The organism is Micromonospora chokoriensis (genome assembly GCF_000718555.1).
Lineage (GTDB): Bacteria > Actinomycetota > Actinomycetes > Mycobacteriales > Micromonosporaceae > Micromonospora > Micromonospora chokoriensis_B.
The window spans coordinates 116,577-140,366 of the sequence record NZ_JOAN01000016.1; the positions used below are offsets into that span (position 1 = coordinate 116,577).

The following is a 23,790-nucleotide window of genomic DNA, read 5'->3' on the forward strand; positions in this document are numbered from 1 at the left end:
GTTCAGCGTGCTCGCCGGTTGGCGCGCAGGGCGCCCAGGAGCACGCCGGGCCGGGCCAGCGTGCGCGGGTGCTCGCGCATGGAGACGACCTCGTTGAACCGCCGCGCGGTCGTCACGTCCGTGACGGTCGCGGCGATGATCTGCCTGCTGGCCCAGCTGGAGAGCCGGTGACCACGCGGGTAGGGCCCGTCGACGTGCGGCAACGCCAGGTCCGCCGAGGTCGAGAGCGACCAGGCGGCGTCGACCACGACCTTCTGTAGCGCGAGGAAGTGACGCGCGGGCGTCCGCAGATCCGGGCCGGAGCGCAGGTACGTCGACAGGCAGACCGCGTGCAGGGCCGCCGCCGTCATGCCCTGCCCGTACACCGGGTTGAACGACGCGACGGCGTCACCGACGCTGACCAGACCAGCCGGGAACCGGTCGAGCGCGTGGAAGTCCCGTCGTCGGCTGTCGGCATGGTGGTAGGTCTGGACGTCGCCGAGCATCTCCTGGTCGGCGACCTCGCCGAACTCCGGCGGAAACTGCTCGCGCAGGCGGCGGACGAAGTCCTCCGCGGTACGCCCCGGACGGTCGTTGCCGTAACCGGCCATCATGGTCATCCACTGGCCATCCTCGATGGCGAAGAACGCGGCGCCGGCCACGTCCACCGCCGTCGTCGGGGTGTGCAGCGCCATCACGACCGTCGAGGCCGGGGCGACCTCCGGCCGGCGGAACAGGGCTGTCGCGTAGTTGAGATGCACGGTCATCCGCCGGGTGACCGGCCGCTCCCAGCCGGCCTGCTCCAGCCAGTCCGACAGTCGGCTGGACCGCCCCATGGCGTCCACCACGAGGTCACCGCGCTCGACACCGGGCACCCCACCGACGTCGCAGCGGACCCCGGTGACCACGGTGCCGTCGAACACGAGGCCGGTGGCGCGGGCGGTGACCGTCTTGACGTTGGGCAGTCGAAGCACCTGCTGGCGGATCAGGCCCTCCAGGAGCGGCCGACTGCCCGCCAGGCTGTCGGCGTCGTCGGGGACGACGACCTTCGGGCGGCCGTCGAGGTAGTTGCGGCGAGCCTCGGGCGGCGCCTCAACCGCCCCGTGCGCCACCGCCTCGTCACGAAACCCGGGGAACAGGCGCTCCAGCTGGAGGAAGCCGCCGGGCAGCAGCGCGTGCAGCTGCGTTCCCTGGGGTACGCCGGGCCGCGCGCCGCTCACCTGCGGGTCGTCCCGGTCGATGATGACGACGCTGTCGGCGTGGTCGGACAGCACCCGGGCGGCCAGCAGCCCGGCGACACTGCCGCCGACCACCACGGCCGTTCCCATCATCGGGGCGGCCTGGTCAGGGGGTCGAGCCGCGTTCAGCTCGGCAAAGACCCGGGACGGGGAGAGGGACATCGTGCTCTCCAAGGGGGTAACGAGGTGTGTGCCCTCCCCGGTGTCTGCCCGCGAGCGCGCGCGGACAGACCGGTGGACGGTCAATCGACGATGATGCCAGCCGATCGTCGCACAACCACCCGAAAGGCAACCGACAGTGTCTGCCAGATGACCATCTGTTGACCAGCGGGCTGGACGGGATCGACGTTCGGGCCGGTCGGGTGGCGCGCGTCCCGGCTGGCTGTCACGATCTCCGGCATGCCCGTTGCGCGTCGTACCCTGCTCGGGGCCGGCCTGGCCGCCGCGACCTCCGCCCTCACCGGTTGTGGCGACAACGGCGCTGCGGACCCGGGCGCGGCCGGTCCCGGCGACGCGGTGACCGCGACCGACGCCGCCGGAAATCGGGTGGGGTTCGGCTCGGCGGGGAATGCCTCGTCACCGTCCGGCGCACCGAGCGCCACCGCACCCCCGAGCGGCGGTGCCGCGCCAGCCGGCCAGGCCCGCTACGCGCAGAACGTGACCGCGCTGCTCCGCAAGCACCTGCCCGCCACGCCGCAGACCGTGCAGCACCAGGGCTTTCCCGGCGCGGTCGCGGTCGTCCTGGTCGATGGCAGGACGACTGTGCACACTGCGGTCGGGGAGGCGTTGCGCTACGGCGCGGGCCCGAAGCTGCTTCCGGCGAGCGGACGCGTCGCGATGCGTCCCGACTCGATCTTCGACCTCGCCTCGGTCACCAAGATGTACACGGCCATCCTGCTGTTGCAGCAGGTCGACAAGGGGCGTGTCGACCTCGGCGCTCCGGTACGCGACTACCTGCCCGCCTTCACCGGCACGGGCAAGGAGCGGATCACCGTCGAGATGCTGCTCACCCACACCAGCGGCCTCCCGGTCGGCGCCAAGGTCACCGGCCAGCCCGACAACGCGGCCCGGTGGAATGCCGTGCTCAGCACGCCGCTGGTCTCCGGCGCCGTGCCCGGTCAGACGTTCCGCTATTCAAGCGTGGGGCTGATGACCGCCGGCAAGATCGTCGAGAAGGTCACCGGTCAACGGCTCGACCAGGCCCTCAAGAGCAACCTCACCGGCCCGCTCGGCCTGCGCGACACCGGCTTCAACCCCAACAGTTGGTTGTCGACAAGCGCGAAGGCCGGCCGACTGGTCGCCACCGACGCCCGCTCGTCGCGGGGCCTGCTGCGGGGCACGGTCCACGACGACGTCGCCAACCATCTCGGCGGCGTCGCCGGTCACGCCGGCATCTTCGCCACCGCCAGCGACCTCGCGGCGATCGGTCAGCTGCTCCTCGACGGGGGCACCTACCAGGGCAAACGGATCCTCGCCGCGGCGACCGTGCGCCGGATGCTCACCAACCACAACGCCGGCAAACCCGCCATCGACCCCGAGCGCCCCAACCGGACCTCGGCGCACGGTCTCGGAGTCGTCCTCAACCAGAGCTGGTTCATGGGGAGGCTCAGCTCCGCCCGGACCTTCGGCCACACCGGGTTCGCCGGCCCCTCGCTCCTGGTCGCGCCCGACCGCAAGCTCGTCCTCGCGCTGCTCACCAACCGCGCACACCCCAACTGGAGTTGGGCGAACCCCGATCCGGTCCGCGCCGCCGTCGGTGACCTGCTGGCCAGAGAGGTCAGCTGACCGCCCCGCACGGGCGGCCCGGCCAGCTCAGGTCGAGACGGTGGCCGGGATCCGCTCGCGCACTCGTCACACGGTGGCCGGAACTCGGTCGCGCGCTCGTCGCCCGACGGCGAAGCTGACCAGCCCCAGGATCAACCCGACGACCGCCAGGACGACGCCGACCCGGGCCGGCGCGAGGTAACCGAGTCCCGCGGCGATGGCGACGCTGCCCAGGGCGGCGCCCATGCTGTTCGCGATGTTCATGGCCGACTGGTTGAGCGCCGCACCCATCAGTTGCGCGCCGGGGGCGACGGTGATCAGGCGTGCCTGCAGGACCGGACCGAGATAGAGGCTGGTCGCGCCGACCAGGAACGCGCCCACGAACAGGCCGACACGGGTCGACGCCACGAGGCTGAACACGGCGATGCTCACGATCATCGCCACGAACCCGATGACCATGCTCCGCTGCAGGTCACGGTCCGCCAGCCAGCCACCCAGGGCGTTGCCGACGGTCATCCCGAGACCCACCGCGACCAGCGCCCACGGCACCGTCGCGGCGGAGAGGCCGGCGACATCGGTGGTGACCGGCGCGATGTAGGTGTCCACCGCGAAGAACCCCGCGAAGCCGACCGCGCCGGTCGCGGCGACCAGCCAGACCTGCGAGGTCCGCAGCGCCCTCAACTCGGCCGCCGGCGAGCCGTCGACCGCCGCGGCGACCTCCGGGACGACCGCCAGCACCGCCAGCAGGGTGAGCACGAAGACCCCGGCGATGACCAGGTACGCGACCCGCCAGCCGGCTGCCTGCCCGAGCCGCGTGATGAGGGGTACGCCGACCACGTTGCTCACGGTCAGCCCGCCGAGCACGGTGGCGAAACCCCGGGCCTCGTTACCGGGGCCCATCAGGGTCGCCGCGAGCAGACCGGCCGCGCCGAAGTACGCGCCGTGCGGCAGCGCCGCCACGAACCGGGCCACCAGCACCAGGTCGAAGGTGGGGGCGATCGCGGATGCGACTGTGCCGACGGCGAAGAGCACCAGCAGCCCGAGTACGAGCTTCTTGCGGGGCAGGCGCGCGCTCAGTGCGGCGATCAGGGGTGCGCCGACGACCACGCCGAGCGCGTACGCGGTGATCATCCAGCCCGCGCGGGCGACCGCGTCTGACGACGACTGCGCGTAGTCCTGCGGGAGCAGACCGCGGGCGATGTCGGGCAGCAGCCCCATCGCCACGAACTCGGTCAGGCCGATCGCGACGCCACCCAGTGCCAGCGCCACCAGCGCCGCTATCCGTCGACCTCTGCTCATCTCGATCACCGAAAAAATTTAGCAACAGCGTTGCGTAATAGGGTGGTGAGATGACTCGCGTCACTGCCGACGTCAGCTTCCTGCGCGGCTACAACGAGGCACTGGTCATGGCGGTGGGGCGTACCGCCCGGACGTTCGAGCGCTCGACCGTGGTCGAGGCCACCGGCCTGACCCCGCAGGCGGTCTCCAAGGTCATCGCCCGGCTGACCACCGACGGCCTGATCCGTTCCGCCGGCGTCCGGCGTCCGGGCATCGGCAAGCCCGCGGTCGTCTACGAACTCGTCGCGGACAGCCGGTACGCGATCGGCGCCCACGTGGCCCGGCGCACGCTGCGGCTGGTCCTGGTCGACCTGGCCGGCACCGTGCACCACTCGACGGTCCGGCCGCTGCCCCGCGACTTCACTCCGGAGCAGCTCCTCGACGCCCTGAGCGTCGGCATCGACGCGATGGCTGGCATCGGTGACCTGCGGGGCCGGCTCACCGGGCTGGGCATCGGCATGATCGGCCCACTCGACCACGCCAACGGCCTGGTCCGCGACGCGCACGGCCTGCGGCACTGGCACGACGTAGCGCTGCGCGAGATTGCCGAGAAACACCTTGGCCTCCCCGTCCACCTGGACAAGGACGTCACCGCGGGGATCACCGCCGAGGCCTGGCGGCACGGCGCGACGTTCGGCGACGCGGCCCTCATCATGGTCGAGTCCGGCATCGGCGGCGGCTTCTGGCTGGGCGGCGCGGCCCACCGTGGCGCGCACACCAACGCGGGCGAATTCGGCCACACGGTCGTCGACCTGAACGGGCCGCGCTGCGTCTGCGGTCGCCACGGGTGCCTGGAGATCGTGCACCACCACGCCATCGAGGCCGGGGACATCGCGTACGCCGCCCGCGTGCTGGCCGTGGGCGTCGTCAACCTGCTCCAGACCCTCGACCTCGCCCACGTGGTGCTGACCGGCGCGGACCTCCTCCAACACCCGCAGACCTATCTCGCTGCGGTCACCGAGGCCGTCGAGGCGGACGCGCGACGCGCGGGCTGGCTCAGCACGAGGGTCGCCCTGTCCAGCCTCGGCGCGGACGTGATCGCCGCGGGCGCCGCCATGCAGGTCCTCGACCAGCACTACGGCATCCCGGAGCTCGCCCCGATCTGACCGCCGACGCGCGCCGGCCAGCCCTCGGCGGGCTGGAACTGCGCGTCGTCAGGTGGTCAGGGCGTCGGCGTTCGTTCGGGTGCAACCGCTGGCCGGGCTCTCGCTGAACGCGATGACCGCGTCGAGCCGCTCGCGCGCCTGCCGGAGTTGGGTGATCTGCTGATCGATGCGGTCGCGTTCGGCGCGGAGCATGGCCCGTGACTGCGGTGTGTTGACCTTCGCGTCGACGCAGGGCAGCAGGTCCAGGATGGTCCGGCTGGACAGGCCAGCGGCGTACAGCATCTGGATCAGGTGCACCCGGTCGACCGCGCTGTCGAGGTAGTGGCGTTGACCGCCGCTGCTGCGGGCGGCAGTCAGGAGATCCTGCTCCTCGTAGTAGCGCAGGGCTCGCACCGACACCCCGGTCTTCGTGGCGAGTTCCCCGATCCGCATGGCCCTCCCCCAACCGGTGACACCTGTCACACGACCTTGTCCCTCACGTGGACGTCAGGTTTTAGCGTAACTCGCGTACGGCTCGTCCCTGAAACCTGCCAGGAGGCAATCATGCAGATCTCCGGTTCGATCGCTCTGGTCACCGGCGCCAACCGCGGCATCGGCCGACACTTCGCCGGACAACTGTTGGAGCGCGGTGCGGCCAAGGTGTACGCCACGGCCCGCACCCCGGAGCGGATCGACATCCCCGGCGTCGAGACGCTCCGGTTGGACATCACCGACCCGCGATCCGTCGAGGAGGCGGCGGCCGTCGCGTCCGACGTCACCCTGCTGGTCAACAACGCCGGGATCTCCACCTTCACCAACCTCGTCACGGGTGACCTCGGCAAGATCCGGTCCGAGCTGGACACGCACTTCTACGGCACCCTGAGCATGGTCCGGGCGTTCGCGCCGGTGCTCGGCGCGAACGGCGGCGGGACGATCCTCAACGTCCTGTCGGCGATGTCGTGGTTCTCCTACGACGGGGCCAACGCCTACGGCGTGGCGAAGGCAGCCGAGTGGAGCCTTACCAACGGGATCCGACTGGAACTCGCCGGCCAGGGAACCCTCGTGACCGGCCTGCACCTGGGCAGCGCCGACACCGACATGTCGGCCGGGTACGACGGCGACAAGATCGACCCCGCCGACGTCGTGCGCGCCGCACTGGACGGCATCGAGGCCGGCCGGATCGAGGTCGTCGCCGACGAGTGGAGCGCATACGTCAAGGCGTCCCTGGCCAACGACCCGAGCGCCTTCTACGCCGCGACGGCGCGGTGACTCACTGACAGACGCGCCACTGGCCGCCCTCCTTGACCAGCGCCATCCCCTGCGTGAACCTCGCACCGGTGGCTTCCTGGACCGCCTCGACCTGGGCGGTCCCGGTGACCCGCCCGTTGTAGTTGTTGACGTTCACGCCGGTGATCTCATAACTGCTGATCTTCAACTGCGCGGCCTGGATCCGGGTGAAGTCCTCCTGGGTCATGGTGTCGCGCACCCGGTCGCACAGCCGCCCGTACGCGCCCGGGTAGTTGCCGGCCTGCACGTCGTCGAGGTACGCCGTCGCGGCCGCCCGGGCCGGTTCGACGGCGTCCTTGACGGTGCGGTAGAGCCACAACCCGACGCCGGCACCAACCACGCAGCAGACCGCCAGCAAGGCGCTGACGACGATCAGGACCGTACGAATCGTCCGGTGGGGTTTCGGGCTGGGAACCATTATCGGCTCGTACGTCATGGCCCGGAGGGTAGGGAGGTCGGGCAAGCGGTAGAGACTCCCGAAGCCCGGTGGTTCAGCTTCCGGCAGCGACCGGACCCGGTGTCGGCGCGCCGCCGACGACCGCACGCGCGGGCGGCGCCGACTTCGGAGCCGGTCGAAGATCCGCCGGTACGGGCAGTGCGCTGCCCTTGACGAACTGGGCCCAACTGGTGTTCCAGGCCGTCCAGCCGTTGCCCGCCTGGAGCCGGACCTCGGTGCCGGTAAAGGTGACCAGGTCGCCTACCTGGGTGACGCCCATCAGCCAGTCGGCGTTGGCCGCCGAGATGTTCGTGCAGCCGTGCGAGACGTTGCGGTGTCCCTGATCCGACACCGACCAGGGTGCCCCGTGGATGAACTCGCCGCCCCAGGTGAGTCGCTGCGCGTCCTCGACGTTCACCACGTAGCCGCCGTTCGGCTCGCCGCGCGTGTCGAACGTGGTGTACTGGTGCTTCTCCATGATCACCATCTTGCCGCTGGACGTCGGTGTGCTCGGCTTGCCGAGGCTGACCGGGATCTTGCGGATCAGCTTGCCGTCGCGCAGCACGCGCATCTGCTTGGTGGCGTTGTCGACCTCAAGCGCCACCTGCCGCCCGATCCTGGACGTCGCGGTGCGGTCGGCGTCACCGACCTGGCCCGCCCCGATCGGCAGACCCTCCAGGCCGGCCCGGACGCTGATGGTCGTGCCAGGCCGCCAGAAGTCGGGAGCCCGGTAGTAGACCTGACTGCCGTCGTCCACCCAGGACCAGGCCCCCGGCTGGGGTGGGCTCGTCGTGACGAACAGCCGACGCTGCACATCCGCACGGGCTGCCCTGGGGATGGGCGGATCGAAGCCGATGGTCACCGGCATGGCCGTGCCGTAGGTCCGCTTGTCGCCGAAGTACAGGGTGCTGGTCACCTGCGGCTTCGTCGACATCGCCATGGTGGTGAAGGTCGCGGTGCGGGTGGTGGTCCCCCCGGCGTCGCCGGTGGCGGTCACCTGCGCGGTGTACGTGCGCTGCGGCCGCAACGGCGCGGCCGGCACCCAGGCCGACCCGTCCTCGCGGGGCTCCACCCTGACCAGAGCACCGGTGTCGTCGACGAGGCGTACGGCGGTGATCTTGCCGCCCGTGACGAGCGGCACGACCTCGGCGCTGAGCGGCACGTTCCGGGACAGGTCGGCGGGTGTGAGGGTCAACTCCGGCGATGGCACCACCACCCGATCGGGGGGCCGCGCGGCGGGCTTCCGCTCGGTGGTGCACCCGCCGAGGACCAGGGGTGTCGCCGCGACGGTCACCGCCACGAGTGCCAATCGCCTTCGTAACCGCATCCAACGTCCCCCGGCTCCCGTGTGCTCCGTGGCGGCAATTCTCTCCACGTCGGCGACGCCCTGCGCTGTTTCCCGGAAAACACGAACCCAAGGGGGGAACGTTCGGCACGACGCGCGCCGCAGGTCCGTCGGTTGCGCCTCCCTTTCGTGACCGTCGGGGCATCGAAGCGTGACGCTGCAGTGGAAAGCTGCGGACATGCGCAGAAGACGACGGTCATGGATTCTGCTACCGCTGCCCCTTCTCCTGCTGGCGGCGTGCTCGCCAGTGGATGAGCCGGTGGTCGCTCTCGCCGTCACCGATGGCCGGCCGGTCGGTCTACTTGTCACGTGCGACGACAGCTTCTCCCAACTCGGCGTCTTCGAGAACAACCACCCGGGTGAGGCGGGAAATCGGCCGCTGATCCGGTGGGGCGTCAACGGCCGACCGACGAGCGAGGTCGTCGAGGTCACGCTGTTCGGCCAGCCGCCGGAGGGCTGGAAGGTCGCCGAGGCTGTCGACATCCCCGCCGCCGAGGCAGGCATTGAGGTGGATGTCGAGCCGCTCACCGAACTTCGACCCGGGGTCACCTACAGCGTCGACGGGTCGAGCCGCCGTAACGCCATCTCGGTGGACTTCACCCTCGCGGACCTGCCACGGATCGGCCCGGACGAGGTGCTGGCACCGCGCGGACATGACTCGACGACCGTGGTGTCGCGGGAGGCGTTCCTGCGCAAGGCACGCGACCGCTGCTGACCGGCGGCGGTCGACCAGGCGCGCGACGCCAAGGCCTCGGTCGGCAGAGGACTCAAGTATGTGGAGTGCCGCCGCAGTCGCGGATTACAGATTTTTGAAGAAGATCAGAGAAATGAGATTGAGATGTCATCGTGGCGGCTCCGCAAAGCTGACCAGGCAATCGCTGAGCGATATTTAAGGGAGAATTAATCGTCTCAGTTGGAAACGAGCAGGGGGTCGACTCGTACTCTTCGTTCTCGGAAGAAAGGTGCGCCCCCCGTTGATAAAACTGCGATCCACCCCTCGACACCGTCGTTCCGTCACCGCTCTGCTGCTGCTGAGCGTGGCGCTCGCAGGCGGATGCAAGGAGGCGCCGGGCACTCCCGGCGCGTCCGGCCCATCCAGTGACACCGGCATCGGCTCGCCCGGCCCGGACGCGCCGACGGCCGCCCCAGGCGACCCGTCGGCCACGCCGAGTGCCCCGGGCACGTCGGCCACCCCGTCCGCTGGAGGCAAGCCGTCGACCCCGACGACCAGCGCTGCCCCGCCCACCGTGTCCGGTGGCTGGATCACCATCGACGCTGCCGCGCAGGCCGCCGCGACGAGAGCGTTCTTCGCGCGCAAGCCCAAGCCGGTGACCGGCAACCCCGTCAAGGTGCCCGAGTTCAATGTCGGCTGTAAGACCAGCCACCACAACAGCGACGACCCGATCGTGCTGCCCAAGCTCGTCGGCGGCTCGCACAACCACACGTTCTGGGGCAACAAGTCGACGAACGCCAACTCGACCGCCGAATCGCTGCGGGCGTCGAAGGCGACCACCTGCAACTCGCCGGACGACCAGTCCGCGTACTGGGTGCCGACGATGTACCAGAACGGCAAGGTCGTGGACCCGAAGGAGGTGACCGTCTACTACGGTTCCCGTCTGAAGGACCCGAGCAAGACCCAGCCCTTCCCGTTCGGCCTGCGCATGATCACCGGGAACGCCAAGACCCAGGTCGACACCCCGGACAAGCAGGGCAACCACTTCTGGTGCGCCGGCATCGGCGGCGAGGTCGGCCGCAGCGCCGACAAGACGTTCCCGGTCTGCGCCAAGACCGCGAACATCGTCCGGCAGGTCACGTTCCCGGACTGCTGGGACGGCAAGCACCTGGACAGCCCCGACCACAAGGCGCACATGGCCAACGGTGACCACACCGGGGCGTGCCCGAAGAGCCACCCGGTGCCCGTGCCGTCGGTCTCCTTCGTGATCTCGTACCCGTTGAGCGCGAACACGGACGGCATCACCCTCGCGTCCGGCACGTCGTTCTCCATGCACGCGGACTTCTTCAACGCGTGGAAGGACGAGGCGCTCGCCGCGCGGGTGCGCAACTGCCTCGACCAGGGCGTGAAGTGCAACTCGGCAGGCAACTTCTAGCCTGATCTGGCGGTCGTCGCGGGTCAGCGCTCGACATGGCGCGAGGTCTCCGGTAGGTGGTCAGCAAGGACCGGAGACCTCGCGTACGACTTGCGCTGGGCCGTGGTCAGAAGGTGGCGATCGGGTTGACCGGGCCGCCGGACGTGCCGGCGAAGCGGACCGGCGCGACGGCGAGGTGGAAGTCCCACTGACCGAGCTCGGCGGCCGTCGTCGCGCAGGCCTCCAGGTCGCAGTTGTCGAGCAGCCACAGACCCATCGCGACGAGACTCACGGCGTGCACCGGCATCAGCACGTCGTCGTACCCCGACGGCTGAACGTCCTGCGGGGTGTCCGCGCCGATCAACGCGACGCCGCGTTCATGCAGCCACGGCAGGCAGGACGCGTGCCAGCCGGCCTGCGTGAAACCGCTGGCTGCGCCTTCCTCGTGCCGGAATCGACCGTAACCGGTACGTAGGAGCACCGCGTCGCCCGCTCGCACCCGTACGCCCTGACGACGCTCGGCCTCCTCCAGATCGTCGGGGAACACTCCCTGCCCCGGTTCCCACCACGGCACACCGCGGGCCCCCGCGACGTCCAGCAGGACACCACGCGTGATGATCCCGTTCGCCGCCGCCGTGACGGCCGCCCACGCCGAGCCCGTCACCGGGTCGACGAACGAGTGTGACCGCCCGTTGTACATCTTGCCGTCCCAGAAGATGTGGCACGGCGAGTCGAGGTGAGTGAGGGTGTTGCCATGGAAGGCGATGCCGAGCCGCTCCGACGAGAAGCCCCAGCGCCGGTCGGCGTGGAAGGCGGGCGGCATGTTCTCGGCGCCCGGCATGTCGGCGGCGCACGGGAACGTCGTGGTCGACCGATCCATGTCCCCCGGTACGGCAACCTCCCAGGCGCAGGACACGCTTCGGCCGTGACGCACGGCCCGAGCCGCCGCCAGCCGGACGTCGTCGGTGATGTGGTTCAGCGTGCCCAACTCGTCGTCGCCGCCCCACCGTCCCCAGTTCGACAGCGTGTCGAAGTACCCGAGCACCTCGTCCTGTGTCGGCATCGTTCGCCCAGCCGTCATCCCAGCATCGACTCCTCCGGCCCTGCGTTCGAGGCACCCCGGACAGGCTATCCGCTGCTGGGTCGGAGCAGCGGCACAGACTCGACGACTAGAAACGCATGAAGTTGAGGAAGTCGGCGGCGGCCGGGAACGGCCGGTCCGGCGCGAACTCGCTGATGTAGACGACGGCCTCCTCGTCCTGGGAGTAGGAGTAGCCGTCCAGGGTCGGGCCCACCACCAGGATGTTCCCGGCCCGTCGCCAGGCGGCGTACCGCCAGGAGTAGCTGCCGATGGAGATGTTCCTGCCCTCGGTGCGGACGTCCCACTCCGCAGGGCCGAGGCATTCGGCGAACCGCTCGATGGCGGCGTCGACGCACGCCTCGAAATCCTGGCGACCGGCGTCGCGCTGGCTCGACCAGCCGGGCTGCGAGCCCCAGAAGTCATCCGGCCACAGCTCTCCACCCACCATGTAGTAGTGGACGAAGGGCAGGTAGAGGCAGTAGTCCCCGTAGACGGCGTGACCGGCCGTGGTGACGAAGCGGGTCTCGTCGGTCGGCCCCTCGTCGGCGGTCCAGCCCAGATCCCGCATCGCTCGGCCGGTGACGTCCGGGTCGCTCCAGGCCAGGTCGGCTAGGCCGATCAGCTGGTCGGCAAGCTCCGCGTCGATGCGGCACTCGGCGACGTAGCTCTCGATGACCATCTCGTCCTCGCCGTGCTCCGGCTCGTGATCTTCCGACACGACCGGCGATTCTGCCGACGCCGGCACCGACACGCAAGCACGGGCCGCGACGAGGTACGACGGTGGCGGCCGGTCACCCCTCGATCCGGGGGTGACCGGCCGCGCGTCGATCAGTTAGAGCCGGGCAGCGCCCGCCTCGGTGGCCTCCTGCACCGCCGAGGTACGGCGAACCTCGGCCCGCTGGCCGCCGGCGTCCTCCCGGTCCGGGCCGGCCACCCGGGCCACCCGGTTGGTGGTGGCCGCCGCCTGCTCACCGGTCACGCCGCCACGGATCCGGTTGTTCGCGGCCACCTGGGCGGCCGGGTCGTTGGACGTCACCGTCAACTGGCCGTTGATGATGTTGTCATCGACCGTGACGCCACCGGTGGTGCTGGTGACGCTCACGTCCCCACCCCAGTAACCGCCGGAGGCGCAGCTGTCCAAGTTGCCGTTCGGGCCGAGCTGCACGCCGCCCAGGTTGCCGGCGAAGGTGGCCCGGCCCTGGACGGCGCTGCCACACACCACACTGCCGGTGGCGCTGTTGAGCACCGACAACGTGCCGTCGACGAACGAGTCGTGCAGGTCGGTGTAGTAGGTGCCGGTGCTGCTGAGGTTGCGCTGCACCTGCGTGCCCTGGTCGAGCCGGACCTCGCCGGCACTGACGTTGACGTGCCCGGTGACCGTCGACGCCTCGGCGAACAGGAAGCTGTCGATGGTCGTGGTGCCCTTCGGCTTGACGGTCACGGTGCCGGTGCGGGCGTCCTTCAGGAAGATCCCGTACCCGCCGGCCGCGAGCACCACCTGGCCGTCGACGGTCGTCTCGGTCGCGTCGAGGTAGCCGTCGGCGGCGACGCGTACCTCACCGCTGACCCGGCCACCGGTCACCACCAGGTTGCCGCCGGCCGCGACGGTGACGTTGCCGGTGATCGTCGTGCCGGTCAGCGCGCAGGACTGACCCGCCGGCACGAGCAGGTCGTTGGGGACGGTCACCGCGCCGCCGGTGCCGATGCAGTGGGTGACCAGGTCGGCGTGTGCGGTGGGCGCCACGGCCAGCACCGAGGCCGCGATGACGGCGCTCACGGTGGCCAGCTTGGCGACGGTACGTCCGGGCATCGTGGTACTCCCTGTCGATGAGGTGTGAGGACTCATGCGCCGACGTCCGATCGGGCCGCAGCCCGGACGATGGCGCCCTGCTGCCGCCGGTCGAGCGTGCCGCCGGTCACGAGCGCGGCGGTGACCGCCTCGACGTGCCGGACGAATGCGGCGTGGCCGGGGTAGTCGGCGTGTTCGTCGATCAGATCGTTGATGGTGCAGCCGTCGCCGGTGTCCACGTTGGCCACACCGGTGTCGCCGCCGTCGATGATCACGGTGGCCCGGGTGTCCGAGTCGGGGCAGCGGTCGCTGCCGTCGGTCACCACGGTGAACGTCGTCGACTGCTCGGTGGAGGTGTTTCCCGCCGTGTCGGTCGCCCGGTACCGCACGGTGTGCGCTCCGGGTGCACGGACCGCGACCGGGGCGGCGTACGCCGTCCAGCCTCCGGTGTCGAGCGCGTACTCGATCTTCGCGACGCCCGACTCGGCGTCGGTGGCCGTGACGGTCACGGTCGCGCCGCCGACGTACGCGCCGTCGTCGTTGCGGTCACCGGCCACCGTGGCGGCGACCGTGGGTGCGGTGGTGTCCGGAGCCTGCGGCTTGACGACGGTGAAGTGGGACATCTGCTCGGCCGACGTGTTACCGGCGGCGTCGGTCGCCCGGTAGTGCAGCATGTGCATCCCAGCCGCGTTCACCACGATCGGGTTCGCGTACGCGGTGAAGGCCGCTCCGTCCAGCGCGTACTCGATGGTGGCGACACCGGATCCACTGTCGGTGGCGGTCAACGTGGCGGTGGCCGTACCGATGTAGTTGCCGTCGCCGTCGCGGTCGCCGGCCAGTGCGGCCGTGACCACCGGCGCGGTGGTGTCCTCCTCCTCCCCCGGCTCGACGATCCGGAACGACACCGAGCCGACGGCGCTGGTGTTGCCGGCCTGGTCGGTGGCGCGGAACTGCACCGCGTGGTCGCCGATCGCGGTCACCCGCACCGGCTCGGTGTAGGGGTGGAAGCTGGTGTCGTCGACCTGGTATTCGACGGTCTGGACACCCGAGTCGGCGTCGGTGGCCGTCACGGTCACCGTGGCCGCACCGAGGTAGTTGCCGTCCTGGTCGCGGTCGCCCGCTACGGTGCCGGTCACGGTCGGCGCGGTGGTGTCGCCGCCGCCACCGCCCTCGGTGACCACCAGCTCACCGACCATCGTGCTGTGCCCCGGGATCGAACAGAAGTACCGGTACCGGCCCGGGGTCAGCGTCACGGTCGCCTGGTGGCGGCCGTCGTTGGCGTCGAACGGGCTGGCCAGGATGTTGAGGGTGACGTCGTGGTTGTAGCCCTCGGTGCTGGTGTCGAAGGTGAGCGTGTGCGGCATCCCGGTGGTGTTGCCGGTGGCCGCGCTGTTCTCCCAGATGATCGTGGTGGCCCCGGCCACCGCCGTGGTGGGCGCGGACTTGTAGCGGGTGATGCTGTCGTCGGCGGTCCAGGTCAGCACCTGGTCGGCGGCGACACGCGGGGCGGCGGAGGCGGGCGCTACTGCCAACGGGATCACCGTGAGCAGGAGCGCCGCCAGCGCGGCCGTCAGTCGTCGGGTCATCGTCACTCCTAGAGTTCCCGCGCACGGATGTTGCGGAACTCGGTCAGGTCGTTGTCACCGTGGTTCTGCAGGCCGATGAAGCCGCGCAGGAACTGCCGCAGGTCGGTCGGCGGGTCGCCGGCGCGCGACGACTGCTTTCCGGGCGTGTTGTCGAACTCGTTGATCACCACGCCGTTGCGGATCATCGTGTAGTGCTGCCCGACGGCGCGGATCTCGTAGTCGTTCCACTCGTTCTTCGGCGTCACGCCGGCCTGGGCCAGCGGCACCGAGTCGAAGTTGTAGACAGATCCGGTCTTCTGCGGCTCACCGGTGTCCCCGTCGTAGATCTGGATCTCGTGTCCGCAGTAGATCGCCATCCAGGCGGGCGAGGTCCGGGCCGACCCGACCGTGCCGCAGCTGTCCGGCGGTCGCTGCTCAAGGGGGGTGCGCAGGTCCGGGAACCGGATGAAGACGCCGGTGTTGGCCCGGCCGGTGCCCGGTGCTATATCCCGGAACTGCACCTTCAGTGAGAAGTCGCCCAGCTCCTTGGTGTGCCAGAGCATGCCCAGGCCACCGCTGGAGCGCAGTGACCCGTCCGGCTGGATGGTGAACTGCCCCGTCGGCGCCTGCTGCCAGCCGAGCAGCGACTCGGCGGTGCCGTCGAAGAGCGGCTCGTACCCGGTGTGACCGTCGCGGCCGATCTCGGACGCGGCAGCCAGTCGGGTGAGGGTGCCCGCCTCACGGCTGCTGAGCAGGTCGTCGTCCTGCAAGGTGCGAGCGACCGCGGTCACGTGCCGGACGAAACCGTTGTGGTCGGCCCAGGTGCTCTCGTCGTCGATCAGGTCGTTGGCCGTGCAGCCCTGCCCAACCGTGCGACTGGGCACTCCGGTGTCCGTGTCGCCGAGCCACACGGTCGACCGGTCGTCGGGCACCGCGCAGCCCACTGTCACCGTGGTCGGCACCGTCGCCGTCTGACCGTCGGCGTACGTGACGGTGAGCTTCGCGGTGTAGGTGCCGACCGTGGCGTACGTGTGCCGGGGGTTCACCTCGGTCGACGTGGTGCCGTCGCCGAACTCCCACCGGTAGCTGACGCCGCCGGAGCGGGAGCCGGTGAAGGCGATGGTCAGCGGCTTGTTCTGCACGGCGACCGAGGTCGCCGCCGGTGCCGGGGTGGGTGCGCCGCCGGTGTAGGTGATCCGGATCAGCTTCTGGTTGGCGTGCAGGCTGAAGAACCCGCCGCCGTAGTCGAGCAGGTAGAGCGCGCCGTCCGGGCCGAACTTCGCGTCCATCCAGCTCTGCAACTTGGTGTCGCCGTTGCCGCCCGGGATGATGGCCCGCAGCGACTCGGCGTACACCGGTGGGGCGGCCTGCGGCACGCCGGCCGGGTCGACGGTGACCGCGACCCGGTTGGCCGCGTTCGACTGGTCGCCGATGAACCACTTGCCGTCCCAGTGCTCCGGCCAGGCCACGCCACTGGTGGTGTCGACGAGGCTGCGGTGGTACGTCGGGCCGGACATGATGGCCTGCCCGCCGCCGCGCAGGTACGGCTGCGTGTAGGTGGCGTCGGCCGCGACGTAGGTCGGCAGGCCGCTGCCGTCGGTCCGCTTCGGGAACACCGGGCCGCCGCCGTCGGGCGAGTACCAGATCATGTTGTCCCGGGCCGCCGGGATGTCCACCAGACCGGTGTTACGCGGCGAGTTGTTCTTCAGGTTGTCGCAGTCGTACCAGCCGGTCAGCACGGTCGCGTCGGTGCTGCTGCGGTCCCGGTACGGCTGCCGGTTGCCCATGCAGTACGGCCAGCCCTGGTTGCCGGCCGAGGTGATGATGGTGGCCGTCTCGTACTTCGCCGGGCCCAGGGTGGGGCTGGGCGACGAGGCGTCCGGGCCGACCCAGCCGGCGGTCAGCCACTGGTGCACCGGGTCGATCTGCAGGCGGGCGATGTTGCGCACGCCCATCACGTAGATCTCCGGCCGGGTCTTCTCGGTGCCCGGTGGGAACAGGTTGCCCTCCGGGATGGTGTACGTGCCATCCGCCTCCGGGTGGATCCGGATGATCTTGCCGGCGAGGTCGTTGGTGTTACCCGAGGTGCGGCGGGCGTCCTGGAACGAGATCCCCTCGTACGTCTCGGTCCAGTTGTTGCCGGCGTAGCCCTGCGACCCCTCGGAGGAGTTGTTGTCGCCGGAGCCGACGTAGAGGTTGCCCTTGGCGTCGAACGCCATGCCGCCGCCGGCGTGGCAGCAGCTGTGGATCTGCACCGGGAACTGCAGCAGGTCCTTGCGGGTGGCCTGGTCGATGGTCTGCGCCTGACGGTCGTAGGTGAACCGCGAGACGGTCCGCTGGCCGACCCGCTTCACCCGGTCGATCGAGTCGTGCGGCATCCAGTAGACGTAGAGCCACCCGTTCTCGGCGAACGCCGGGTCGGGCACGATACCGAGCAGGCCCTCCTCGTTCTTCACCAGCTCGGAGCCGCTGCCCCGGTTGCCCATCACCTCAAGGGTGGTGAGCAGCTTCACCTGCTTGGTACGCGGGTCCCAGGAGTGGATGGTGCCGCAGCCCAGGCCGACCTTCGGGTTGTTCCAGTCCGCGATCGCGCCGCTCGGGCAGGCCGCCTTGCCGACGTAGAAGACCGTGCCGTCCGGGGAGATGGTGAGCCCGTGCGGCTCGCCGATCTGGTCCAGCTGCCCGGTCTGGTTGGCGGCGGTGAGTCGCTCCACCTTGTAGTTCGCGGCGATGGTGGCCTGGCAGTCGCCGCGTACCCGACCGGTGGTCCAGTTGAGGGCCCCGGTGAGGTGGGTGCGGAACGCCTCCTCACCGTAGCTGCCCTCGGTGTGGCCCATGCCGGTGTAGAACGACCGGCCGCCGTCGTAGTCCCGGCACCACGACACCGGGTGGAAGGGGCCGTTGGCGGCCGCCCCCGGGTTGTAGTGCCGCTCCTCGACCTGGGCGAGCGTGTGCACGGTGCCGATCGGGTTCGGGTCCCAGTTCTCCCAGCGATCGGAGCGGGTGACGGTCAGCGGCAGCGACGCCGTGGCCGGGTGCTTGCGGTCCAGGATGTTCACCACCGCGCGATTCACCGGAGGCAACTCCGGCGCGGTGGTGCTGCCGGTGAACAGGCGCAGGTCGGCGAGCTGGATCAGCGGCTCACCACTGTTCGCGGTGATGTAGAGCCGGTAACGCGAGAACTCCCGCGGCGTGGCGATGTCGAACCGGCGGGTCTGGAACCGCTCCGCGAAGGTCTGCCCGGTGCGGCGGTCCAGATCGGTCCAGCTCTGGCCGTCGGTGGAGCCCTGCAGGGTCCAGTCCTTCGGATCCCGACCGACGAAGTCGTTGGCCGACGTGAGCGCGTACCCGGTGATCCGCTTCGGCGCGCTGAGCTCGTACGTCACCCAGCCGCTCGGGGTACGGGTCAGCCACTTGGTGTTGGCGTCGCCGTCGGTCAGCTTCTCCTTGGTCTCGTTGGGCGCGTTCTCGCCGCTTGCGGTCACCCGGGCCACCGGCTCGGCCACCGGGATGGCGCCGGCCGGGCGGGTGCCGATCAGCCCGGTGAACCAGGTGGAGTCGACCTGGGCACGGGCGGCGTCGGCGATGCCGACGAAACCGCCGCCGGCCTTCACGTAGCTCTGCAGCGCCGACTCCTGCTCGCGGTTCAGCGCGGCGCCCGTCGCGGAGAGAAAGACCACGCTGCGGTACGCGGACAGCCCGGTCGTGGTGAACGAAGCCGGGTCCGTGGTGACCGTGACATCGATGTCATGACCGGCAGCAAGCTGTTTGATGGTGGCCACGGCGCGCGAAACCGGGTCTTGTTGCTCGGCCACCGGGCCGTGGAACACGAGGACCGCGGTCTTCTGTGGCTGCGCCGCCTGCGGGGCGGCTGCCGTTCGTGGTGCGGCCGCGGCAGCCGCCGTCGTCGTTGCCGGGATCAGTGTCGCCAAGGCCGCTACCGCGGCAAGGGTTCGTCGTAGTTTTCTGGTCATGCCCGTCCCCACTTTCGGTTCGGTCAGCTTCCGTGCGTGTGGGTGTGGCCCTGGAACCGGTGGATCGCCTCCTCGGCGCCCGGCGGCATGCTGCCGTCGGCGTTGCGCACCAGGAAGATGCCGGCCATGCCGCCGTCGGAGTGCGTCTGTACGTGGCAGTGGTACATCCACGCGCCGGGTCCGACGCCCTCCCCGGCCAGCACCTGGAAACCGAACGAGCTGCCGGGGTTGAGGTCCTTGTTGTCGACCACCAGGCTCGGGTCGCTCGGCCCCTCCAACATCCCGGTGCGGTTGTCCGCCCAGCGGTGCGCGTGCAGGTGGAAGGTGTGGAACAGATTGCCGTGGCCGATGGCGATCCACTCGACGCGCTCGCCCAGGTTCGCCTCGAACATCGGGGTCGCCGGGGCCATCTTGTTGTTGATCATCATGTCGTGGAACACGGCGGTGAACTGCTTCGACGGCAGGATGTCGCCGCGCCGCCGGACGATCAGCGCCCCGTAGAGGCCCTTCGCGACGCCGCCGGTGCCGTGGTCGGTGCCCATGGCGTGATCGTGGTAGTGCCAGTAGCCGGCACTGCCCGGCATGTACCGCCGGCCCGCCGCCGCCACCATCTCGTGCGAGCGCCAGACGTACGTCCGCGTCTCGCCGGGATTGTTGAACGAGGCGTTGAACGGGCTGCCGTCGGACTCGGTGCTGTAGTCCACCCCGTGCGGGTGGATGGAGAGCCGCTGGCTGGTGGTGTTGACCAGGGTGATCTCCAGGGTGTCACCCTCGTACATCTCCAGGATCGGTCCAGGAACGGTGGCCTGGCCAGGTGCCAGGCCGTACCCGTACAGGTTGCCGGGCAACTGCTCGGCGTAGATGGTGATCTTCTTGGTGACGCCGGTGGCGGCCCGGGCGGGGCTACCTCCGAACGCGGTGCCGATCGCTGGGGCGGATGCGCCCAACGCACCGGCGGCGAGCGCCCCGGTGGCGATCAGCGATCTTCGGGACAGGTGGCGGTGAGGGCCACCAGCGTGATCGTCCATTGGTCTCCGTTCCCGACCGGGCGAAGACGCGACGAGGGCAGGGTGCAACGACCCGAGCACGGGGGCGGTAGCACGACTGAGGGTGAGGCCCGTCGCGAACTTTGCTCGGAAGACTCAGAACTTTCGATTAATGTGAGCAACTTATGTAATCCATCGACGGAAGTACAGGGTCTGATTGCAAAAAGATTGCCTTGACATCACAACGTCCATCGATTGACATGAAGCTGACACGTACGCGGTCGACCTGGTCAGTCGTGGGCGGACGCCGCCCGCACCGGCCACCGAGGAGCGCACACGACGACGCCGGGCTGCCCTCGGAAGGGCAACCCGGCGGACGGACGTACGGAAGCTGTCGTCAGAGGTTGTGGCGGTCGTCCGCCGGCAGGCCGGCGGCCTGCGGCGGCGCGGGCGACTGCTCGGGCTGGCCGAGCTGCGCGACGTGCGTCGGGTCGAGGACCCGGGAGAGGAACGCGCGGGTCCGTTCGTGCTTCGGCGCGCCGAGCACGTCCTGCGGCGGCCCCTGCTCGACGACCACGCCGCCATCCATGAAGACGACCCGGTCGGCGACGTCGCGGGCGAACGCCATCTCGTGGGTGACCACCATCATCGTCATGCCGTCCTCGGCCAGCTTGCGCATGACGGTGAGCACGTCGCCGACGAGTTCCGGGTCGAGCGCGGAGGTCGGCTCGTCGAAGAGCATCAGCTTCGGCTCCATCGACAGCGACCGGGCGATCGCCGCCCGCTGCTGCTGCCCACCGGAGAGCTGCGCCGGGAAGGCGTCGGCCTTGTCAGTCAGCCCGACACGCTCCAGGTTGGCCCGCGCGATCCGTTCGGCCTCGGCCCGACCGCGCCGCAGCACCCGGCGTTGGGCGATGGTGAGGTTGTTCAGGACGGTCAGGTGCGGAAACAGGTTGAACGACTGGAAGACCATGCCGATGCCGCGGCGGACCGCGTCGATCTCGACGTCCGGGTCGGTCATCTCGACCCCGTTCACCCAGATCTTGCCGGCCGTCGGCTCCTCCAGCAGGTCGACGCAGCGCAGCAGGGTCGACTTGCCGGAGCCGGACGGCCCGATGACGCAGACCACCTCGCCCTGGCCGACCTCGAAGTCGATGCCCTTGAGCACCTTGAGCGCTCCGAACGACTTGTGCAGGTCGCGGATCTCCACGGCGGGGCGGGAGGGAGTGGTCGTCATGGGGTCACCGAGCCTTGGCGTAGCGGAGTTCGAGGCGTCGTACCACCTGCGACAGTGGCAGGGTGATCACCAGGTAGGCGAGGCCGGCCACCAGCAGCGGGGTGGCGTTCACCCGGTCGTTGAGCATGTCCCGACCGAACTTGGTGATCTCGATGGTCTGCGCCGTCACACCCAGCACGTACGCCAGCGACGAGTCCTTGGTGAGCAGGATCAGCTCGTTCGTCAGCGGTGGGATCACGATCCGGAACGCCTGCGGGATGACGATGGTGCGCATGGCGGTGAAGTGCGACATGCCGAGGGTCCGCGCCGCCTCCATCTGCCCCTTCGGGACGGCCTGGATGCCGGCCCGGATGGTCTCCGCCATGTACGCCGCAGCGGTCAACCCGAGGCCGATCGCGATCGAACCGAACACCCCGCCCGGAATCTCGCGCTCCGGGAAGGCGATCGGGATGCCGTATCCGACGAGGAAGAGCACCAGCAGCGCGGGCAGGCCCCGGAACAGCTCGATGTACGCCGTCGCCACCCAGCGGTACGGCGCCACCCGGGACAGCCGCATCAGCGCGAGGATGGTGCCGAAGACGAGGCCGAAGGCGAACGCGCCAAGCGTGTAGAGGACGGTGTTGCGCAGCGCGACGGTGATGATCGTCGGGAACATCGACTTGATGATGTCGACGCGGAAGAACGCGTCGGCCAACCTGTCCCAGTCCGCGGCGACGAGCACCGTGGCGATGATCGCGATGAAGACCAGGTACTGGAGCCCGAGGGACAGCCGCTCCCGCTGGCGGCGTCGCAGCTTCACGTTCGTTCGTTGCCTTCCCGGAGTTACCGACGGAGGGCGCGCGGGACGCGCGCCCTCCGGTACTGCGCTGTGCTCAGGCGCTCGGCCGCTACGCGGCTCAGGCGCTCGGCCGCTTGCCGATCCACTTCTCGTAGATCGTGTTGTACGTGCCGTCCTGCTTGGCCTTGGCCAGCACCTCGTTGATCTTCTTGAGGAGCTCCGGGTTCGTGTCCTTCTTCACCGGGAAGCCGTACTGCTCGCCGGTGTCGAACTCGGCGGCCACCTCGAACCCGCCCGGGTTCTTCTTCAGGTACTCGGTCCAGACCGGCAGATCGTTGATGGCGGCCTCGACCTGGCCGTTGGCGACGGCCTGCTGAAGGGCGGCGAGATCCTCGAATTCGACGAGCTTCAGGCCCTTCTCCGCCTCAAGCTTCTTGGCGTAGTCACGACCCGTGGTGGCCGCCTGGACGCCGAGCTTCTTGCCCTTGAGGTCGTCGAGCGACTTGTAGGTCTTGCCGGTCTTGACCAGCATCGCCTGGGTGGCGTCGAAGTAGGGGTCGGAGAAGTCGATGACCTTCCGCCGCTCCTCGGTGATCGTCATGCCGGCGGCGGCCGCGTCGCACTTGCCGGTGTTGAGGTCCTGGCCGGACTTGATCCCCTCGAACGGGGTGTCGACGATCTTCTGCTCGACACCCAACTCCTTGGCGACGAGGTCCATGATCTCGACGTCGAAGCCGGTCACCTTGCCGCTGGCGTCCTTGGACTGGAACGGCGGGTACGGCAGGTGGGTGCAGACGGTCAGCTTGCCGGCCGCGACGAGCTTGACGCCGCTGGCCTGGACCTCACTGTCGTCCTTCTTGGCGCATCCCGCGGTCAGCGCGAGGGCGGCGACGGCCACGACGAGGCCGGCCTGGCGGACGGCGCTGGGGAACCTCACGGCTGTGTCCCTCCGGTTCGGCTTCCATTGCATAGAAAGCCAATCTGGTTCATAGACTTTGTGGTAAGCGACCGTACCCGATCCGGCGGGTCGCCCCCAGGGCACGCTGCGGCCGTTCGACCGGTGCGGCACGCCGACACCCGGCGCAAACCCGACACTCGTGCCGCAACGTGCCTCAGCCACCCGTTCCCTCGGCCGCCCCGTCCGGGGTGAGTGCCCCTTCATGCGCGTCTGTGTCCAGGAACACGTGCTGATGGCCATGGCCGGCATCGATGCTGATCTGGTCGAGTTGGGTCGCGGCGACCGACCAACTCGTCGCGGCCTCGGCCGCCTGCCGCGCGGTGACATCCAGCAGGGCGGCCCGCTGCGCGGCCGGAACGCCGGCGGCCAGCGCATAGGCGTCGACGGCCAGCGACGCCTGCTGGACCGCTCCGCGCAGACCTCCCCGCGCCACGTTGGTGGCGGTGGTCCCCGACGGCGGGTCGGCGAACGGCTCGGCCGCCTGCCGCATGGTCTCCTGCCATTGGCGTGCCTTCGCCGCGTCCGGCGCACGTCCGGCGGTCGCCTCCGTCTTGATCGCGGTCAGGACGGGGCCGATCTGGTCACGGAGTCGTCGGGCCGTCTCGATCAACTCCGCGATCTGCTGAGCGTCCCGCTTCGCCTCGGCCTGCTTGATGCTCGCGATGGCCGACTCGGTGGCGTCCGGACGACCCACCTGGTAGCCGATCAGCCCACCCAGCAACGCGGTGACCAGCGCGATCACGCCCGCGACGGCCGCGAAGCGCACTGTGCGGCGACGACGCTCATCGGCGGTGTCCAACTGGTAGGAAGGCCGGCCGGTACGGCGCGCCATCGCATCTCCTCACATCGATGGAGTGTGTGGT

General features: G+C 69.9%; 20 protein-coding genes and 1 pseudogene. 5 read left to right on the top strand and 16 right to left on the bottom strand.

All coding sequences use genetic code 11. The features are described from left to right. Nucleotides 1-2: 2 nt before the first annotated feature. Both IF46_RS0122260 and IF46_RS34510 read right to left on the bottom strand, forming a co-directional pair. On the bottom strand, nt 3-1,379 hold the full coding sequence (locus IF46_RS0122260) for an FAD-dependent oxidoreductase (RefSeq protein ID WP_030490299.1): 1,377 nt from the start codon (nt 1,377-1,379) through the stop codon (nt 3-5). Between the two features lie 80 nt (nt 1,380-1,459). Then, nucleotides 1,460-1,618: a hypothetical protein gene (locus tag IF46_RS34510; RefSeq protein ID WP_157563322.1), complete on the bottom strand. Its 159-nt coding sequence runs from the start codon at nt 1,616-1,618 to the stop codon at nt 1,460-1,462. Between IF46_RS34510 and IF46_RS0122270 the strand changes: the two genes are divergently transcribed. Further along, a complete protein-coding gene (locus IF46_RS0122270) occupies nt 1,617-3,002 on the top strand; it encodes a serine hydrolase domain-containing protein (protein ID WP_030490300.1) in 1,386 nt (461 codons plus the stop codon). The genes IF46_RS34510 and IF46_RS0122270 overlap by 2 nt on opposite strands. 66 nt (nt 3,003-3,068) lie before the next feature. Here the strand turns inward: IF46_RS0122270 and IF46_RS0122275 are convergent, their stop codons facing one another. After that, on the bottom strand, nt 3,069-4,280 hold the full coding sequence (locus IF46_RS0122275) for an MFS transporter (RefSeq protein ID WP_030490301.1): 1,212 nt from the start codon (nt 4,278-4,280) through the stop codon (nt 3,069-3,071). A 50-nt stretch (nt 4,281-4,330) separates the two neighbouring features. On the opposite strand from IF46_RS0122275, the gene IF46_RS0122280 reads away from it, so the two are divergent. Further along, the gene (locus IF46_RS0122280) at nt 4,331-5,425 is read left to right on the top strand and encodes an ROK family transcriptional regulator (protein WP_030490302.1); all 1,095 of its coding nucleotides are present in this window, start codon (nt 4,331-4,333) and stop codon (nt 5,423-5,425) included. Between the two features lie 48 nt (nt 5,426-5,473). On the opposite strand, the gene IF46_RS0122285 is transcribed toward IF46_RS0122280, so the two are convergent. Then, nucleotides 5,474-5,857, bottom strand: coding sequence for a MerR family transcriptional regulator (locus tag IF46_RS0122285; RefSeq protein WP_030490303.1), 384 nt, complete (start codon nt 5,855-5,857; stop codon nt 5,474-5,476). A gap of 111 nt (nt 5,858-5,968) precedes the next feature. Between IF46_RS0122285 and IF46_RS0122290 the strand changes: the two genes are divergently transcribed. Further along, nucleotides 5,969-6,673 (top strand): SDR family oxidoreductase, encoded by a 705-nt coding sequence (locus tag IF46_RS0122290; protein ID WP_030490304.1) that lies wholly within the window; start codon nt 5,969-5,971, stop codon nt 6,671-6,673. A gap of 1 nt (nt 6,674) precedes the next feature. Here IF46_RS0122290 and IF46_RS0122295 read toward each other — a convergent pair whose 3' ends face one another. Together IF46_RS0122295 and IF46_RS0122300 are read right to left on the bottom strand one after the other, a co-directional pair. Next, the gene (locus tag IF46_RS0122295) at nt 6,675-7,127 is read right to left on the bottom strand and encodes a DUF4878 domain-containing protein (protein WP_030490305.1); all 453 of its coding nucleotides are present in this window, start codon (nt 7,125-7,127) and stop codon (nt 6,675-6,677) included. Between the two features lie 55 nt (nt 7,128-7,182). Continuing rightward, on the bottom strand, nt 7,183-8,454 hold the full coding sequence (locus IF46_RS0122300) for a L,D-transpeptidase (protein ID WP_030490306.1): 1,272 nt from the start codon (nt 8,452-8,454) through the stop codon (nt 7,183-7,185). 196 nt (nt 8,455-8,650) lie between these two features. Here IF46_RS0122300 and IF46_RS0122305 point away from each other — a divergent pair, with 196 nt between their 5' ends. Together IF46_RS0122305 and IF46_RS32715 are read left to right on the top strand one after the other, a co-directional pair. Continuing rightward, nucleotides 8,651-9,187 (top strand): hypothetical protein, encoded by a 537-nt coding sequence (locus IF46_RS0122305; protein ID WP_232234118.1) that lies wholly within the window; start codon nt 8,651-8,653, stop codon nt 9,185-9,187. Between the two features lie 259 nt (nt 9,188-9,446). Continuing rightward, complete coding sequence (locus tag IF46_RS32715; protein ID WP_157563332.1) at nt 9,447-10,580, top strand: DUF1996 domain-containing protein; 1,134 nt, start codon at nt 9,447-9,449, stop codon at nt 10,578-10,580. A gap of 106 nt (nt 10,581-10,686) precedes the next feature. Here the strand turns inward: IF46_RS32715 and IF46_RS0122315 are convergent, their stop codons facing one another. From IF46_RS0122315 to IF46_RS0122360, 10 genes and pseudogenes are all read right to left on the bottom strand, one after another. After that, the gene (locus tag IF46_RS0122315) at nt 10,687-11,640 is read right to left on the bottom strand and encodes a cyclase family protein (RefSeq protein ID WP_232234119.1); all 954 of its coding nucleotides are present in this window, start codon (nt 11,638-11,640) and stop codon (nt 10,687-10,689) included. An 88-nt stretch (nt 11,641-11,728) separates the two neighbouring features. Beyond that, nucleotides 11,729-12,358: a hypothetical protein gene (locus tag IF46_RS33365; protein ID WP_157563335.1), complete on the bottom strand. Its 630-nt coding sequence runs from the start codon at nt 12,356-12,358 to the stop codon at nt 11,729-11,731. Nucleotides 12,359-12,472: 114 nt separating this feature from the next. Next, nucleotides 12,473-13,450: a hypothetical protein gene (locus IF46_RS0122325; protein ID WP_030490311.1), complete on the bottom strand. Its 978-nt coding sequence runs from the start codon at nt 13,448-13,450 to the stop codon at nt 12,473-12,475. Between the two features lie 308 nt (nt 13,451-13,758). Then, nucleotides 13,759-14,916, bottom strand: a pseudogene (locus IF46_RS0122330) (cupredoxin domain-containing protein); the annotation flags it as partial. Nucleotides 14,917-15,023: 107 nt separating this feature from the next. Beyond that, nucleotides 15,024-18,968 (bottom strand): ThuA domain-containing protein, encoded by a 3,945-nt coding sequence (locus tag IF46_RS0122335; protein WP_030490313.1) that lies wholly within the window; start codon nt 18,966-18,968, stop codon nt 15,024-15,026. Nucleotides 18,969-18,991: 23 nt separating this feature from the next. Continuing rightward, the gene (locus IF46_RS0122340; RefSeq protein ID WP_030490314.1) at nt 18,992-19,996 is read right to left on the bottom strand and encodes a multicopper oxidase domain-containing protein; all 1,005 of its coding nucleotides are present in this window, start codon (nt 19,994-19,996) and stop codon (nt 18,992-18,994) included. 355 nt (nt 19,997-20,351) lie between these two features. Beyond that, the gene (locus tag IF46_RS0122345) at nt 20,352-21,191 is read right to left on the bottom strand and encodes an amino acid ABC transporter ATP-binding protein (protein WP_030490315.1); all 840 of its coding nucleotides are present in this window, start codon (nt 21,189-21,191) and stop codon (nt 20,352-20,354) included. Nucleotides 21,192-21,195: 4 nt separating this feature from the next. Beyond that, nucleotides 21,196-21,990: an amino acid ABC transporter permease gene (locus IF46_RS0122350; RefSeq protein ID WP_030490316.1), complete on the bottom strand. Its 795-nt coding sequence runs from the start codon at nt 21,988-21,990 to the stop codon at nt 21,196-21,198. 97 nt (nt 21,991-22,087) lie between these two features. Then, nucleotides 22,088-22,906: a basic amino acid ABC transporter substrate-binding protein gene (locus tag IF46_RS0122355; RefSeq protein WP_030490317.1), complete on the bottom strand. Its 819-nt coding sequence runs from the start codon at nt 22,904-22,906 to the stop codon at nt 22,088-22,090. Nucleotides 22,907-23,081: 175 nt separating this feature from the next. Then, the gene (locus IF46_RS0122360; RefSeq protein WP_030490318.1) at nt 23,082-23,759 is read right to left on the bottom strand and encodes a hypothetical protein; all 678 of its coding nucleotides are present in this window, start codon (nt 23,757-23,759) and stop codon (nt 23,082-23,084) included. Nucleotides 23,760-23,790: the final 31 nt, after the last annotated feature.